At 59.0% G+C, this 14,757-nt stretch carries 15 protein-coding genes; 9 read left to right on the top strand and 6 right to left on the bottom strand.

What is annotated here, in order from left to right; translation table 11 throughout:
- A complete protein-coding gene (locus FN806_RS11505) occupies positions 1-918 on the top strand; it encodes a serine/threonine dehydratase (protein WP_142637201.1) in 918 nt (305 codons plus the stop codon).
- A gap of 108 nt (positions 919-1,026) precedes the next feature.
- Positions 1,027-1,854 carry a 2,3,4,5-tetrahydropyridine-2,6-dicarboxylate N-succinyltransferase gene (gene dapD, locus FN806_RS11500; protein ID WP_142637199.1) on the top strand — a complete coding sequence of 276 codons (828 nt, stop codon included), beginning with the start codon at positions 1,027-1,029 and terminating at the stop codon, positions 1,852-1,854.
- 65 nt (positions 1,855-1,919) lie between these two features.
- On the opposite strand, the gene FN806_RS11495 is transcribed toward dapD, so the two are convergent.
- Entirely contained in the window at positions 1,920-2,255 is a 336-nt protein-coding gene (locus FN806_RS11495) for a cupin domain-containing protein (protein WP_142637196.1), read from the bottom strand.
- 117 nt (positions 2,256-2,372) lie between these two features.
- Between FN806_RS11495 and FN806_RS11490 the strand changes: the two genes are divergently transcribed.
- Positions 2,373-2,717 (top strand): hypothetical protein, encoded by a 345-nt coding sequence (locus FN806_RS11490; protein ID WP_039539567.1) that lies wholly within the window; start codon positions 2,373-2,375, stop codon positions 2,715-2,717.
- On the opposite strand, the gene FN806_RS11485 is transcribed toward FN806_RS11490, so the two are convergent.
- Positions 2,714-3,772, bottom strand: a complete 1,059-nt coding sequence (locus tag FN806_RS11485; protein WP_142637194.1) for a transporter substrate-binding domain-containing protein — start codon at positions 3,770-3,772, stop codon at positions 2,714-2,716. The genes FN806_RS11490 and FN806_RS11485 overlap by 4 nt on opposite strands.
- A gap of 208 nt (positions 3,773-3,980) precedes the next feature.
- Here FN806_RS11485 and dapE point away from each other — a divergent pair, with 208 nt between their 5' ends.
- From dapE to rnr, 3 genes are read left to right on the top strand one after another with little or no spacing between them, the layout of a single operon-like run.
- Positions 3,981-5,120, top strand: a complete 1,140-nt coding sequence (gene dapE / locus FN806_RS11480) for a succinyl-diaminopimelate desuccinylase (protein WP_142637192.1) — start codon at positions 3,981-3,983, stop codon at positions 5,118-5,120.
- 3 nt (positions 5,121-5,123) lie between these two features.
- Positions 5,124-5,699 (top strand): TIGR04282 family arsenosugar biosynthesis glycosyltransferase, encoded by a 576-nt coding sequence (locus FN806_RS11475; RefSeq protein WP_142637190.1) that lies wholly within the window; start codon positions 5,124-5,126, stop codon positions 5,697-5,699.
- Between the two features lie 47 nt (positions 5,700-5,746).
- On the top strand, positions 5,747-8,008 hold the full coding sequence (gene rnr / locus FN806_RS11470) for a ribonuclease R (protein ID WP_142637188.1): 2,262 nt from the start codon (positions 5,747-5,749) through the stop codon (positions 8,006-8,008).
- Positions 8,009-8,039: 31 nt separating this feature from the next.
- Here rnr and FN806_RS11465 read toward each other — a convergent pair whose 3' ends face one another.
- Positions 8,040-8,438 (bottom strand): DUF1801 domain-containing protein, encoded by a 399-nt coding sequence (locus tag FN806_RS11465; RefSeq protein ID WP_142637186.1) that lies wholly within the window; start codon positions 8,436-8,438, stop codon positions 8,040-8,042.
- Positions 8,435-9,148 carry a glutathione S-transferase family protein gene (locus FN806_RS11460; RefSeq protein ID WP_334223311.1) on the bottom strand — a complete coding sequence of 238 codons (714 nt, stop codon included), beginning with the start codon at positions 9,146-9,148 and terminating at the stop codon, positions 8,435-8,437. The genes FN806_RS11465 and FN806_RS11460 overlap by 4 nt, the downstream gene beginning before the upstream one ends.
- A 67-nt stretch (positions 9,149-9,215) precedes the next feature.
- On the opposite strand from FN806_RS11460, the gene FN806_RS11455 reads away from it, so the two are divergent.
- A complete protein-coding gene (locus FN806_RS11455) occupies positions 9,216-9,929 on the top strand; it encodes a helix-turn-helix transcriptional regulator (RefSeq protein WP_142637184.1) in 714 nt (237 codons plus the stop codon).
- Between the two features lie 62 nt (positions 9,930-9,991).
- Positions 9,992-11,290 (top strand): lytic murein transglycosylase, encoded by a 1,299-nt coding sequence (locus tag FN806_RS11450; protein WP_142637182.1) that lies wholly within the window; start codon positions 9,992-9,994, stop codon positions 11,288-11,290.
- 73 nt (positions 11,291-11,363) lie between these two features.
- On the opposite strand, the gene FN806_RS11445 is transcribed toward FN806_RS11450, so the two are convergent.
- A complete protein-coding gene (locus tag FN806_RS11445; RefSeq protein ID WP_142637180.1) occupies positions 11,364-12,761 on the bottom strand; it encodes an aspartate aminotransferase family protein in 1,398 nt (465 codons plus the stop codon).
- 75 nt (positions 12,762-12,836) lie between these two features.
- Positions 12,837-13,520: a GntR family transcriptional regulator gene (locus FN806_RS11440; protein ID WP_142637178.1), complete on the bottom strand. Its 684-nt coding sequence runs from the start codon at positions 13,518-13,520 to the stop codon at positions 12,837-12,839.
- Between the two features lie 141 nt (positions 13,521-13,661).
- Here FN806_RS11440 and FN806_RS11435 point away from each other — a divergent pair, with 141 nt between their 5' ends.
- Positions 13,662-14,747, top strand: coding sequence for a polyamine ABC transporter substrate-binding protein (locus FN806_RS11435; RefSeq protein ID WP_142637176.1), 1,086 nt, complete (start codon positions 13,662-13,664; stop codon positions 14,745-14,747).
- Positions 14,748-14,757: the final 10 nt, after the last annotated feature.

The following is a 14,757-nucleotide window of genomic DNA, read 5'->3' as shown; positions in this document are numbered from 1 at the left end:
ATGAATTGGAAGAGCGAAATACTGGCGGCACAGCATCGCATAACCGGCTATGCACAAGTGACGCCAGTCATGGAAAGCCGTGCCTTGGGTCTGGGTTATTCGGTGGAAATGAAGCTGGAGCATATGCAGCACACCGGCAGTTTCAAGGCGCGCGGGGCGTTTAACACTCTGATCAGTTCGGATGTGCCCGAGGCTGGTGTTGTGGCCGCATCGGGCGGCAATCATGGCGCAGCCGCAGCCTATGCGGCACAGGCGCTAGGCTATCCGGCCAAGATTTTTGTCCCGGAACTGGCAGGGCCGTCCAAGATTGCGCTGATTGAACAGGCAGGCGCAGATCTGAGCGTGGTGCCGGGAGAATATGCCAACGCTCTTGCTGCGGCGCAGGCGTATGAGGATGCGTCGGGCGCGATGCAGATTCACGCCTATGACGCCCCCGCTACGGTCGCCGGGCAGGGAACCTGCTTTGCCGAATGGGAGGCACAGGGCCTGAAAGCGGATACCGTATTGATCGCGGTGGGCGGTGGCGGTCTGATCGCCGGGGCGCTGGCCTGGCTGCAAGGCACGCGCAAGGTCGTGGCGGTTGAGCCGGAAACCTCCTGCGCGCTGAATGCAGCCCTGCAGGCGGGAGAACCGGTGGATGTGTCCGTCTCGGGCATTGCGGCAAATGCGCTGGGCGCGCGGCGGATCGGCTCGATTTGTTTCGATCTGGCACAGGGCGTGCAATCAGTTCTGGTCAGTGATGAGGCCATCGCGCAGGCGCAGAAGGCCCTGTGGCGGGCGCATCGGATTCTGGTGGAACCAGCGGGCGCAACAGCCTTGGCTGCGCTGCTTTCGGGGGCTTACACGCCAGAGCCGGGCGAACGGGTGGCGGTGCTGATCTGTGGTGGAAACATCTCACCGGACCCTCTGAACGGCTGAAACCGCAACAAACAGCCGCAAAGCGCGCGCTCAGCGTCGCATTGCAGCCAGTCCGTCGCTTGCGTATAGGCAACACAAGCGTGAACAGAATCTGCAGGGAGCCGCCAAATGTCCAACGCGCAACTGGAAGCCGCCATCGAAGCCGCCTGGGAGGCGCGAGATGCCATCACCCCCGCCGCCACCGGCGAGACACGCGAAGCGATCGAAGATACGCTGAACGCGCTGGACAGCGGGTCGCTGCGGGTCGCGGAAAAGCAAGACAGCGGCGACTGGCATGTGAACCAGTGGGCGAAAAAAGCGGTTCTGCTGGGCTTTCGCATCAAGGATATGGAAATCCAGACCGGCGGCGCTCAGGACGGCGGCTGGTGGGACAAGGTGGACAGCAAGTTCGCGGGTTGGGGTGAAAACCAATGGCGGGCCGCTGGCTTTCGCGCGGTGCCGAATTGCGTCGTTCGCAAATCCGCCTTTATTGCGCCCGGCGTGGTTCTGATGCCGTCATTTGTGAACCTGGGTGCCTATGTGGACGAGGGCACAATGGTTGATACTTGGGCCACCGTCGGTTCATGCGCGCAGATCGGCAAGAACGTCCATCTGTCGGGTGGTGTTGGGATCGGCGGCGTTCTGGAACCGATGCAGGCGGGTCCGACCATCATCGAAGACAATTGCTTTATCGGCGCCCGGTCCGAAGTGGTCGAAGGCTGCATCGTGCGCGAAGGCTCGGTTCTGGGCATGGGCGTGTTCATCGGCAAATCGACCAAGATCGTCGACCGCGAAACCGGCGAGGTCACCTATGGTGAAGTTCCGCCCTATTCGGTGGTTGTTGCGGGCTCGATGCCGTCCAAGAACAACATCAACCTCTACTGCGCCGTGATCGTGAAACGGGTGGATGAAAAGACCCGCTCGAAAACCGGGATCAACGAGCTGCTGCGCGACTAATACTGGGCGCGGATCAAACAAGGGGGCTGCAGCGCGATCCGCTGCGGCCCTTTTTTTGTTATCGCTTACCCTTTGACCGGATAGCGGTCCGGTTCTTCGAACACATCAATGACGCGCGACCCGGCTTTGATCTTGCCGCCATGCTCCACTCCTGCGGGGATCGAATAGCTGTCACCGGGGCCATAGCTCTTGGTTTCATCGCCAATGGTCAGCTCAATCTCACCTTCGACCACAGTTCCCCATTGTGCCAGATGGGAATGAAGGGGCAGTTCGAAATCCTGAAGAAAGGTAAAAAACGCCACCAGCCCCGCGTCTGATCTGATCACGGCCGTTTGCACCACATCTTCGGGGAAGGGCACGTCGAGGCTTGGGAATCCTGTGATGAAATCCGGATAAGTCATGGCAACGTCCTTTTGTGATCGGTGTCAGGTTACTGCGGGCACTATGGCGGCACAGGCGATCCACTGCAATTCCCCGGCTGCTTGACCGCAGGCAGGTGCGCGGCTATGGCCCCTTGCATGGAAAAGCAAAAGAAACCTTCGCGTCAGCAGGTCTATACCCTGCTTGTGCAGATCGGTCGCAAGGATGGCGATGGCCTGCCCGACGGCGCAACCGGGGCGGCATTGATGTGTTTTGCCAGCGGCGTCGACGAGGCCGAGGCCGTGCGCGAAACGGTGGCGATCCTGAAACAGGCAGATACCGCGCCTTTGGATGTCACAGGCTATGGCACTTTGGCTGAACGTGAAGCGCAAGGTCACGAGATCGACCCGGATGAACGGGCCCTGATGCAGCGCGCGCTGGATGAAAATGCAGTGATCGTGGCGCAGATGACCCCGTTTTTCGGGGATGAAGAGACGGCTTAGTTCCGCGCCCCAAACCACTTGCGATAAATCTCGTCATAGGTGCCGTCTTCGCGCAGCGCCAGCAGCGCCTGGTTGACGTCTTCGACCAGGGGGGACCCGGTGGGGAAGGCAATGCCGTAATTCTCGCGCAGGAATATACCGCCTGTCATCGAGGCAATCCGGCGGCCTTCATGGGCGGCGAAATAGGACAGGATCGGCGCGTCGAACACGATGGCGTCCAGTTCCTCGTTGCGAAAAGCTTCAAGCATGGGGTCGAGCCCATCATAGTTGGTAAACTCGATCTCGCGGCGGTTCAGAAAGTTAGCAGCGGTTGAATTCGAGATTGTTCCGACCTCTTTGCCGTAAAGGTCATTTATCGAATTCACGCTGCCACTGATTGCATCCACTGTCATGACCGAGGTGATCCGCGCAGTGAAGACCGAGACGATAAACAGCGAAGATACAACCAGCACTACACCCAGAATTCGACCAAATGGCGTGCGCGGCATTCGTTCCTCAAACCCGCCATTGACCACCAGATTCAAGGCCCACCAGAATGAGGGGAACCAGGCCTCGTCTAGCTTGCGGTCGAAATAGGGCTGCGAGCGGCGCTCGAACACCCACATCAGCATGCCGCCGCCAAGAAGGATGGCAAAGGCAAGCCCGATAGCAATGAACAATTCGCGCGACAGTAACGCATGTAGCAGTGACGGGCGGCGCACCGCGTCCGATGGCACCATGATCTGCAAACCAGCCTCGAAAATCGGCTGGCTGAAGTCCATCTGCGTTTCTCGCGAGGCAGTGATCGAGATATTGGCGATGGCCAGATCTGCGGATCTGTTCTGCACTGCGCCCAGCATGTCGCCAAAGGCGTCGGAACGTTGGATGGAATAGTCCCAATTCAGGGATTCAGCCAACGCCTCAAGCAGGTCCATCGAGAATCCGGTTTGGGCTCCATCTTCGACAAAAGAAAACGGAGGCCGTGTCACGGTCGAAACCGTCAGCGTCTGGGCCTGGCTTTGCTGGCCGAGAACGGCGAAAGTCAGGCAGATCAATGCGAAAAGAGCACGTGTCATCGTAAAATCACCTGTTTCGCGGCCCTCTAGCGCAAATTCGAACCGGCAGACAAGGCAATCGCAGCGTAAGGCCCCATGTTTTCCGGGGGTGTCAGTTCGATACAAGGTGGAAAAAGCCCGCGGTTTCTGGCCTGTTGGGGTTGGCAATCGGGCCAATTCGTTGAATCTGTGCACGAACCTGAAAGAAATTTTATGAAAAGGGCCCACCATGACAGATCCGATTGCGTTGACGGCCGACCTGATCCGTTGCCCATCGGTCACACCTGAAGAAGGCGGTGCCCTTGTCCTGCTGCAGGATGTCCTGTCACAGGCGGGGTTTGATTGTACCCGTGTTGATCGCGCCGGCATCAGCAATCTGTTTGCGCGATGGGGTGCAAAAGGTCACGCCCGAAGCTTTGGGTTCAACGGTCACACCGATGTTGTTCCGGTGGGCGACGAGGCCGCTTGGACCACACCGCCTTTCGGGGCAGAAATCCGGGAAGGGTTCATGTATGGACGCGGGGCCACTGACATGAAATCGGGTGTGGCGGCCTTTGCAGCGGCGGCAGTGGATTTTGTACGCGACACGCCGCCCGACGGGGCGATCATCCTGACGATCACGGGTGACGAAGAGGCTGATGCGCTGCATGGCACCACCGCCCTGCTTGACCATATGGATCAATGCGGCGAGCGGATGAGCGTCTGCCTGGTCGGTGAACCCACCTGCCCGAACAGGATGGGTGAAATGATGAAGATCGGCCGTCGCGGCTCGATGACAGCCTGGTTTACCGTAACAGGTGTGCAGGGCCATTCGGCCTATCCACACCGGGCAAAGAACCCACTGCCCGCCATGGCCCGGCTGATGGACAGGCTGGCCAGTCACGAGTTGGACCGGGGATCAGATCATTTTGACGCCTCGACACTGGCGGTTGTGGCGATCGACACGGGTAATTCCGCCACAAATGTCATCCCGGCACAGTGCAGCGGGACCGTGAACATCCGGTTCAACGATCTGCATTCCGGCGCCAGCCTCAGCGATTGGCTGCAAGCGCAGGCGCGCGATGTAGCCGCCGCGTTTGGCGTTGATGTTGATGTGCGTATCAAGATATCGGGCGAAAGCTTTCTGACCCCTCCTGGCCCTCTGTCGGAATTGGTGGCCAAATCGGTTGCGGCTGAAACCGGGGTCACGCCCGAGATGTCAACAACCGGGGGTACTTCGGACGCGCGTTTCGTCAAGGATCATTGTCCGGTTGTCGAATTTGGTTTGGTCGGCAAAACCATGCATCAGGTGGATGAATGCGTTGAGGTGGCGCAGATTGAACAGCTCAAGGCGGTCTATACCCGTATCCTGACCGACTATTTTTCCTGATTCATGCAGCGCACCCTGGTGATCATGGTGAAAGAACCGCGCCCGGGCCGTGTCAAAACCCGGTTGGGGCGCGATATCGGTATGGTCGGTGCGGCGTGGTGGTTTCGGCATCAGACCCGCTCTTTGATCCGGCGCCTGCGCGATCCGCGCTGGCAGATCGTGCTGGCGGTCTCGCCGGACCGCGAAGGGCTGACCAGCCGCATCTGGCCCGCTGATCTGCCACGTGCGCCACAGGGGCGTGGGGATCTAGGCGATCGTATGGGGCGGATGCTGCGGGAAATGCCAACAGGGCCAGTCTGTCTGATCGGTGCGGATATCCCAGGGGTTACACGGGGGCATATCGCGCGCGCGTTCCGGGCATTGGGGCGCAACCAGATGGTGTTTGGTCCGGCCCCGGATGGCGGATATTGGCTGGTCGGGGCGCAACGCATTGGTGCCCTGCCACACAGCCTGTTTCAAAACGTGCGCTGGTCGACGGAACATGCGCTGGCTGACACGCTGGCCTCAATCCCCGGATGCCGGGTGGCGATGCTGGATCAGCTGCGCGATGTCGATACGGTTGCCGATCTGCGAGCCTGACCCTTTTTGGTCATGACGCCGACGCATCTCCGTGATAGGCCGAAATCATGACTCGCATCCCTACCAAGCAAGAGGTCCTCGATTGGATCTCGGCGAACCCCACCCTGACCTCGAAACGCGACATTGCTAAAGCCTTTGGCATCAAGGGCGCGGATCGGATCGACCTGAAACGGATCCTCAAGGAACTTGAGGCCGAAGGGCATCTTGAAAAGCGCAATCGCAGCTATCGTGACCCGGATCGTTTGCCGCCTGTCAGCGTGTTGCAGGTGAAGGCGCCGAATGCCGATGGTGATCTGTTCGCGCGCCCGCTAGAATGGCATGGCGAAGGGGTCGAGCCGGTTGTTCTGATGATCACTCGCGCCAGTGACCCGGCGCTGGGTGAAGGCGACCGCATTCTGGCCCGTCTGACCGTGGTGCATGAGGAAGACCATAATTACGAGGCCCGCCTGATCCGCCGGATCGGAACCAACCCGCGCAAGATCGTCGGTATCTTCCGCAAAGGGACCGAGGGCGGACGGATCGTGCCCATCGACAAGGCCGGACAGAACGAGTGGCTGGTCAATGAAGGTGCCGTACTGGGTGCAAAAGACGGTGAGTTGGTCGAGGCCGAACAGGCCGGACCCAAGACCCGCATGGGCCTGCCACGTGCCCGCATTGTCGAACGGCTGGGCGACCCGTCGGCCCCCAAGGCCGTGTCGCTGATCGCCATTCATCAGCATGGCATTCCCGATGACTTTCCCGACACAGTGATTGCAGAGGCCGACAAGGCCAAACCCGCTGGCCTGAAAGGGCGCGAAGACCTGCGCGATATGCCGCTGCTGACCATCGACCCCTCAGACGCGCGGGATCATGATGACGCCTGTTTCGCCCATGCTGACGATGATCCTAAGAACCCCGGGGGGCATGTTATTTGGGTCGCCATTGCTGACGTCGCCGCCTATGTGCAGCCCGGTACGGCGCTGGACCGCGAGGCGCGCAAGCGGGGCAACTCCAGCTATTTCCCCGACCGCGTGGTGCCGATGCTGCCGGATCGGCTGTCCGGTGATTTGTGTTCGTTGCACGAAGGCGTCCCGCGCGCGTGTATCGCCGTGCGGATGCAGATCGACGCCGAGGGCAACAAGATCGGCCACCGATTCGTGCGAGGGCTTATGCGCTCCGCCGCATCCTTGCATTATGCCGAGGTGCAAGAAGCCATCGACGGCACCCCGAACGACCGCACCGGGCCTTTGTTGGAAACGGTGCTGAAACCGCTCTATGCCGCGTATGCTGCGCTGAAAAAGGCGCGGGGTGTGCGGCAACCGCTGGAACTGGACTTGCCGGAACGCAAGATTATCCTGAGCGATACGGGCGACGTTCAAAGCGTGGCTTTCCGCGACCGTCTGGACGCGCATAAGCTGATCGAAGAGTTCATGATCCTCGCTAATGTCGCTGCGGCTGAAACCCTGATCGCCAAGCGCCGCCCGCTGCTGTTCCGTGTTCACGAAGAACCAGCACCCGAGAAGCTGGAAAGCCTGCGGGAAACGGCTCAGGCGGCGGGGTTGAATTTGGCCAAGGGGCAGGTGTTGCAGACCCGCCACCTGAACGCACTGCTGAATGCGGCTGCGGGCACCGAGGATGCAGAGTTGATCAACCTGACCACCCTGCGGTCGATGGCGCAGGCCTATTACAACGCTGAAAATTTCGGCCATTTCGGGCTGGCGCTGCGGAATTACGCGCATTTCACCTCGCCCATCCGGCGCTATGCCGACCTGATCGTGCACCGCGCGCTGATCTCGGCCCATGGCTGGGGTACCGATGGGCTGACCGAGGATGAGATCGCCCGGCTAGATGAAACTGCCACTCATATCTCGGATACCGAACGCCGCTCGATGATGGCGGAACGAGATACGACCGACCGGTATCTGGCGGCTTATCTGAGCGAGCGCGTTGGGACTGAGTTCTCGGGTCGGATCAGTGGTATCGCCCGGTTTGGGGCTTTCGTGAAAATGGACGAGACCGGCGCGGACGGTCTGGTACCGGTGCGATCCTTGGGGCGCGAGTTCTTCCATTTCGACCGCGAGGCCGGAACCCTGATGGGGTCGGACACCGGGCTGATCATAGCCATCGGCCAACGCGTCACCGTGCGTCTGACCGAGGCGACACCTGTGACGGGCGGGCTGGAGTTGGAGCTGTTGTCGATCGACGATCATGCCCTGCCGACGGGGCGCGGAGGAGCATCCAAGCGCCCAACGCGACGCAAGGCGGTCAGCACCAAGCGCAAGAAGGACAAGATCAAACGCAAGGTGGAACGCAAACGCCGCCAGAAGTGATTTCGCATCTCGGGAACAAGGCGAATGTAAGTTAGCCTTTTCCGGGAAGGTGATAGGTCAACGCGCGGGCGATCAGCCAGCCATGGCGGGTGGCGTCGATCTGACCCGGGTCATCAAACAGAACAGCGCGGTTGCCGTCTATCCGATCTTCGCCCGGAAAGGCCGAGGTGAAATCGCCCATCAACCGGCTTTGGCAATGCACGAACAGGGCAAAGCGGGCCGCTTTGTGCCCGCCCAATCGGATCGTGGATCCCTTGGGCGCCAGATAGGCGGGCTGCCCCCAGCGCAATGCCTCTTGCAACGGCTGCGCGCGGGGCAACGAAGTGGCGGTTTCCAGGATCAACTGACGCAGCGCAAGCGCCCCGGCACGTGTGCCTTCGGGCAGGGCTTGATAGGCCGCTGCCACTGCGGGATCGTCAAATTGTGTCATGACAGCGGTATCGCCTGCTCCATCCGGTCTATGTAGTCGCTCAACAGCTTATCCTGTTTGATCCGCTGGGTCAGCGGTGTATTGGCCGGCGTCGCGCGCATCGCGGCAAGCATCGGGGCCACGCTCATATCCACTGAGGTCGGGGTTTCTCCCATCAGATAAGTCGACTGCCACAGATAGGCCGAGATCGCCTCAAGATCGCGTTCCAGCCTGTCCTTACGTTCCGCATCTGAGAATCGAGAGACGCCCTGAAACCCCAATCCTTTAACAACGTTCTTGCGGATAGAATTGGCAACTGGTTTGCGGATCAGGGCGGGGATGCCAGTGAAAAAGGTCTTATACAGAATCGGCCAGACTTCGTCATTGGCCCAGCGGTCTTGGACGATCTGAAAATACAGATGCTCTTCGGCCAGGCGGATCAAGGCGCGCGATTGGGCCTTTTGCAGATCGCTCAGCCCGTGATCAAAATCACTGCCTTGCGCCTCAAGCCAGTCGCGGATCAGGTCGCTGTCGGGGATCAGACGCTGCGGTGTGCGCAGAACCGGCAGCTTCTGATGCGGCATCTTGCGCGGATCAAGGAGGTCAGATCGCTGCCAGCGTTGGCCCGATGTTTGCAGCATTAGTGCCGTCTTCACGCAAAACGGGCTGGCGCTGAACAGGCCAAAGGCAGAGGGGTAGGTCAAAAGGGTCAGCATCTTGGGCTCCATCATGGGTATAGGTGATGGGTATGCCGAGCTAATGACAATTTCTGTCATTAGAGATAAAGTAACCTGCATTATGACCCGCACCGCCCGTTTGTTCCAATTAATGCAATCCTTGCGCTCTGGCCCGTCGCCAAGAACGTCGATTGAGCTGGCACAGGATCTGGGCGTTTCGCCGCGCACGATTCACCGAGACATCGATTCATTGCGCAGCCTCGGCGCCGTGATCGACGGAGAGGCGGGGTTCGGGTTCACCCTGATCGAGGACGCCACCCTGCCACCGCTTGGCTTCACCGATGATGAGCTTGAGGCCCTGGTGCTTGGCCTGCGCGAGGTACAATCCATTGGTGATCCCGGCCTCTCAGAGGCTGCCAGCGAAGTTCTGCGCAAGCTGCAGGGTCGTTTGCCACCGCGCCAGTCTCAGCGCCTCAGCCATGCGGTGCTGACCGCTACACGGTTTGACCGGCCGGCGAAACCAACGGTGGATGTCGCTGAACTGCGGCGGGCCACCTGGGACGAACAGACGATCGAATTTTCCTATTGGGATGCCAAAGGCGACGAGACCCGTCGCAGTGTAAACCCGCTGAGCATTGTGTACATGGATCGCGCCAGCGTGCTGATCAGCTGGTGCCTGTTGCGGCAGGATTTCCGCGTGTTTCGGTTGGATCGCATGCAAGAGATGCAGACGACCGGGGCCTCGTTCCGGCCCAACCGGGTCCCTCTGCTGCGCGAAGCTCTGAACCGGCTGCGATCCGAGCGAAAGGCGAGAGACCGCGACTCGGAAAGCTGAGCGCTTTGAAATTCGCCATTTTTGCGCTATCCTGTGGTTGAGCAGTTATCAGGAAATTCGGAATGCGTAGATGCGTAAGCGGCGTTATGACCGCAGCATTATGGGCATCCATCGTACAGGCGGAGTCCATCAAAAGCCCGGAAGGGCCACAGCCGATACAATTGGCGTCGGCTGATCTTACAGTCTCAATCCGACCGGTCGTCCGACCATCGGAGGAAATGTATCGCGTGTCAGAGGAAAGAAGCGCCCGGTTTCAGGCGTGGCTTGGTGATTTTTGGGCGAGGGCACAGGCGCAGGGCATCCTGCCCGGGACTTTGAACCGCGCGCTTGCGGGGCTGGCCTATGACAAGGACATCATCAAGCGCGATCGTAATCAGGCTGAGTTTACCAAGCCCATCTGGGACTATCTGGATGCGGCCGTTTCTGATCGGCGCGTCGCGGACGGTCGCGCGGGGTTGGAACGCCATGCCGCGGTGCTGACCCGGATTGAGGCGCAGTATGGCGTCGAAAAAGAGGTCGTGGCCGCGATTTGGGGGCTTGAGACATCTTTCGGCACATTTCGGGGGTCGGATCAGACGATCCGTTCGCTTGCGACGCTGGCCTTTGATGCCCGACGGGCTGAGTTCTTTGAAACGCAACTGATTGCCGCCTTGCGGATCATTCAGGTAGGCGATGTCAGCCCCGCAACGATGATCGGAAGCTGGGCCGGAGCAATGGGGCATACGCAGTTCATGCCGACCTCGTTTTTGGATCACGCCGTGGATTTCGACGGTGATGGGCGGCGGGATATATGGGCGGATGACCCGACCGACGCGCTGGCCTCGACAGCGGCCTATCTGGCGCGTCATGGGTGGACCAAGGGACAGCCATGGGGTGTTGAAGTGCGCCTGCCCGCCGGGTTCGATTTTGCGGCCGCGAGACGCGATTACACGCTGCTGCCGTCAGACTGGGCGGCGCTGGGCGTGGTTGCGTGGGATGGACAGCCGCTTGCGGATCATGGTCAGGCAGCGATCTTGTTGCCAGCGGGTGGTGAAGGCGTTGCATTGATGGTCTTCGAAAATTTCCGCGTGATCGAGCAATACAACGGTGCAGATGCCTATGTGATCGGCATTGGACATTTGTCCGACCGTCTGGCGGGCCGCGCGGCGTTTCAGGCCGAGTGGCCTCGGGGTGATCGGGCGTTGAGCTTTGCTGAGAAGAAGGAATTGCAGCTCCGGCTGACCGAAGCCGGGTTCGATACACAGGGGATCGACGGGCGCACCGGCCCGAACACCACCGAGGCGGTTCGGGCCTATCAACTGGCACAGGGGCTTTTGCCGGACGGCTATGCGTCCGCGCCGCTGTTAGAGCGGTTGAGGTAGGGGAGGGGGCTCTGCCCCCGTCGCCTGACGGCGCCTCCCCCGAGGTATTTTCAGCCAGATGAAGCTGCGCAGGTCAGGAGGCCGCTTTCATCAGGCCCTGTGCGATGATCTCGGCCTGTGCCTCGTCCAGAGATTTGTGGATGCGTACGAGCATCTCATCAATTTCCGCGGGTGTCAGAACCAGCGGAGGAGAGATGATCATCCGATCGCCCACATGGCGCATGATCAGGTTATTCGCAAAGCAGCGGTCGCGGCAGATATAGCCGACTGTACCCGGATCGGAGGCGAATTTGGCGCGGCTGGCCTTGTCCGGGGTCAACGCAATCGAGGCCATCATGCCGACGATCTTGGCCTCGCCCACAAGCGGGTGATCGGCCAGCGCCTCCCATTTTTCCTTCAGATACGGCGCGGCCACATCGCGGACATGCTCGACGATCTTTTCTTCTTCAAGGATGCGCAGGTTTTCCAGTGCCACGGCTGCAGCGACCGGATGGCCGGAATAGGTGTAGCCGTGATTGAACTCGGTTCCGCCAATGACCTCGGCAATCTCGTCACTCACGATGGACCCGCCAATCGGCGCATAGCCCGAGCTGAGCCCCTTTGCGATGGTCATGATATCGGGGCGAATGCCGACGGTTTGAGACCCAAACCAGTTGCCTGTGCGACCAAAACCGCAGATGACCTCATCCGCAATCAGCAGGATATCGTATTTGTCACAGATGCGCTGAATTTCAGGCCAGTAGGTATCCGGTGCAACAATCACGCCACCTGCGCCCTGTACGGGTTCGGCGATAAAGGCTGCGACGCGGTTTTCGCCAAGTTCCTCAATCGCCTCTTCCAACTCACGCGCGCGGGCCAGGCCGAATTCTTCGGGAGACATGCTACCACCTTCAGCCCACCAGTTTGGTTGGTTGATATGGTGGATATTCGGGATCGGGATTCCACCCTGCGCGTGCATCCCTGCCATGCCGCCCAACGACGCCGAGCCGACCGAAGAGCCATGATAGGCGTTATGTCGGCTGATGATGATGTTCTTGTCGGGCTGGCCTTTTTCGGCCCAATAGGTCCGAACCAGACGGATGTTTGTGTCATTCGCCTCAGACCCGCCGGCTGCAAAGAACACATGGTTCAGATCGCCTGGCGCAAGTTCCGCGATCTTCGCGGCCAGCGCGATGGCAGGGACGTGGGTCGTTTTGAAAAAGGTATTGTAATACGGCAGTTCGCGCATCTGGCGGGCTGCGACCTCGGCCAGTTCATCGCGACCATAGCCGATATTGACACACCACAGGCCCGCCATTGCATCGAGTATTTCTTCACCCTCGCTGTCCGTAAGGTAGACGCCCTCCGCACGGGTGATCACACGCGCGCCTTCTTTCCCTAGGGCGCCATTGGCCGAAAAAGGGTGCATGTGGTGGGCGGCGTCCAAGGCCTGCAGCTGGGCCGTGGGCAAATGGTTTGTGATGGTCGACATCGGAAAATCTCCTGCAAGAGCGATTGGCAGCTACAATATGATCAAATTTTTTCCTGTCAATCGAATCGGACAGATCTAAGCGTTGACTAAGGCGTCTGCCATCAGCTCCATGCCCTGTTCGATATCTTGTGCGGTTGCTTTTGCTGCCAAATCCGCGTCCTGATTGCGCAACGCCGAAATGATATCCTTGTGGCGGTCCGGCAGGCTCTGAGTGCCGAATCTACCACATACAACGCGCAAAGACGGACCGAATCTAAGCCACAGGCGCTCGGCCAGATCATTGAGAATCGGGGCGTTTGCATGGCCGTAAAGCGTTTCGTGAAACCGGTGGTTGAGGCGCAGATAGCCGCTGACGTCTCCATCGCTGATAGTGCGATCCAGACGTTGGTCGATCTGCTCAAGATGATCAATGTCCTGAGGTGTCACATTCGCAGTTGCACGCCTCGAAAGCTCTGATTCTATTTTGATTCTTGAATAAATCATCTGTTCGACGTCGCCGTCGGTCAGAAGAGGAACACTCACTCGGCGGTTGCCCTGAAACACCAGAGCACCATCGGATATCAGGCGCCTGATCGCCTCCCGCACAGGGGTCATTCCAACACCCAGCGAATCAGTGAGACCCTGGATCGTGACGGGTTGCCCCGGCACCAATTCGCCGTACATGATTTGTGATCTGAGGGTATTATAGACCTGTTCATGCGCAGGTCGTTTTTCACGCGCACCGTCAGTGCTGGATGCCTTATTTTTGATCAAATCCAAGTGGTTTGCCCTGTTTCCCGCTATGTTGACTTGTCAGGTTTCTGACCTCGTGAAACCATACGACGGATCGTGCGAAAACGCAAAACTTGATCAAATCCAAAAAAACGGGAAAATAGCGCGTACACTTGCAGGGAGAATAATATGACAATCAAAACGCTGACCATGACAGCGGTCATCGCATTGGGGACTTCGGCGGCCTTCGCTGAAGAGGTGCGTGTTTACAACTGGTCCGACTATATCGACGAAGAGCTTCTGACAAAGTTCGAGGAAGATACCGGTCTGACTCTGATTTATGATGTTTTTGACAGCAACGAGGTATTGGAGACCAAGATGCTGGCCGGTGGATCAGGCTATGACGTGGTAGTGCCTTCGGGTACTTTCCTTCAGCGTCAGATCCAGGCTGGAGCCTTTCAGGCGCTTGACGCTGCACAGCTGTCGAATTCAGGCAATCTGTGGGATGTGATTCAGGAACGTACTGCCGGGTATGATCCGGACAACGCCTATTCTATCAACTACATGTGGGGCACAACCGGGCTTGGTGTAAATGTTGGAAAAGTGCAGGAAGCGTTGGGCGAGGATGTTGCGCTGAACAGCATGGATCTGGTTCTGAAACCCGAGAATATGGAGAAACTTGCATCCTGCGGCGTACATTTCCTGGATGCTCCGGCAGAAATCATTCCGATGGTTCTGCAATATTTGGGTGAAGACCCGGACAGCCATGACAAAGATGTTATTGGCAAGGCCGAGGCGGTCTTGACCAGCGTTCGACCGCACATTCAGAAGTTCCACAGCTCGGAATATATCAATGCATTGGCCAATGGCGACATCTGTGTCGCCGTGGGGTGGTCGGGTGATATCCTGCAGGCCCGCGATCGTGCGGCCGAAGCCGATAATGGTGTTGAAATTGAGTACCATCCCTTTGCTGAAGGGTCGTTGATGTGGTTCGACCAGATGGCGATTCCGGCTGATGCTCCGAACCCGGAGGGTGCGCATAAGTTCCTGAATTTCATTCTGGATGCCAACAATATGGCGGCGGCCTCGAACTATGTTTACTACGCCAATGGCAACAAGGCTTCGCAAGAATTTCTTGAGGAAGACGTGATCGGTGATCCGGCCATCTATCCGGATGATGCGACCATGCAGAACCTCTATATCACGACGCCTTACCCGTCGAAGATACAGCGGGTCGTGACCCGTTTGTGGACCAAGATCAAATCGGGCACCTGATCCGGCTTGT

This window comes from Ruegeria faecimaris (assembly GCF_900182615.1).
Taxonomy (GTDB): domain Bacteria; phylum Pseudomonadota; class Alphaproteobacteria; order Rhodobacterales; family Rhodobacteraceae; genus Ruegeria; species Ruegeria faecimaris.
Note: the sequence above shows the minus strand (reverse complement) of the source record. Positions and strands in the feature narration are given on the sequence as shown.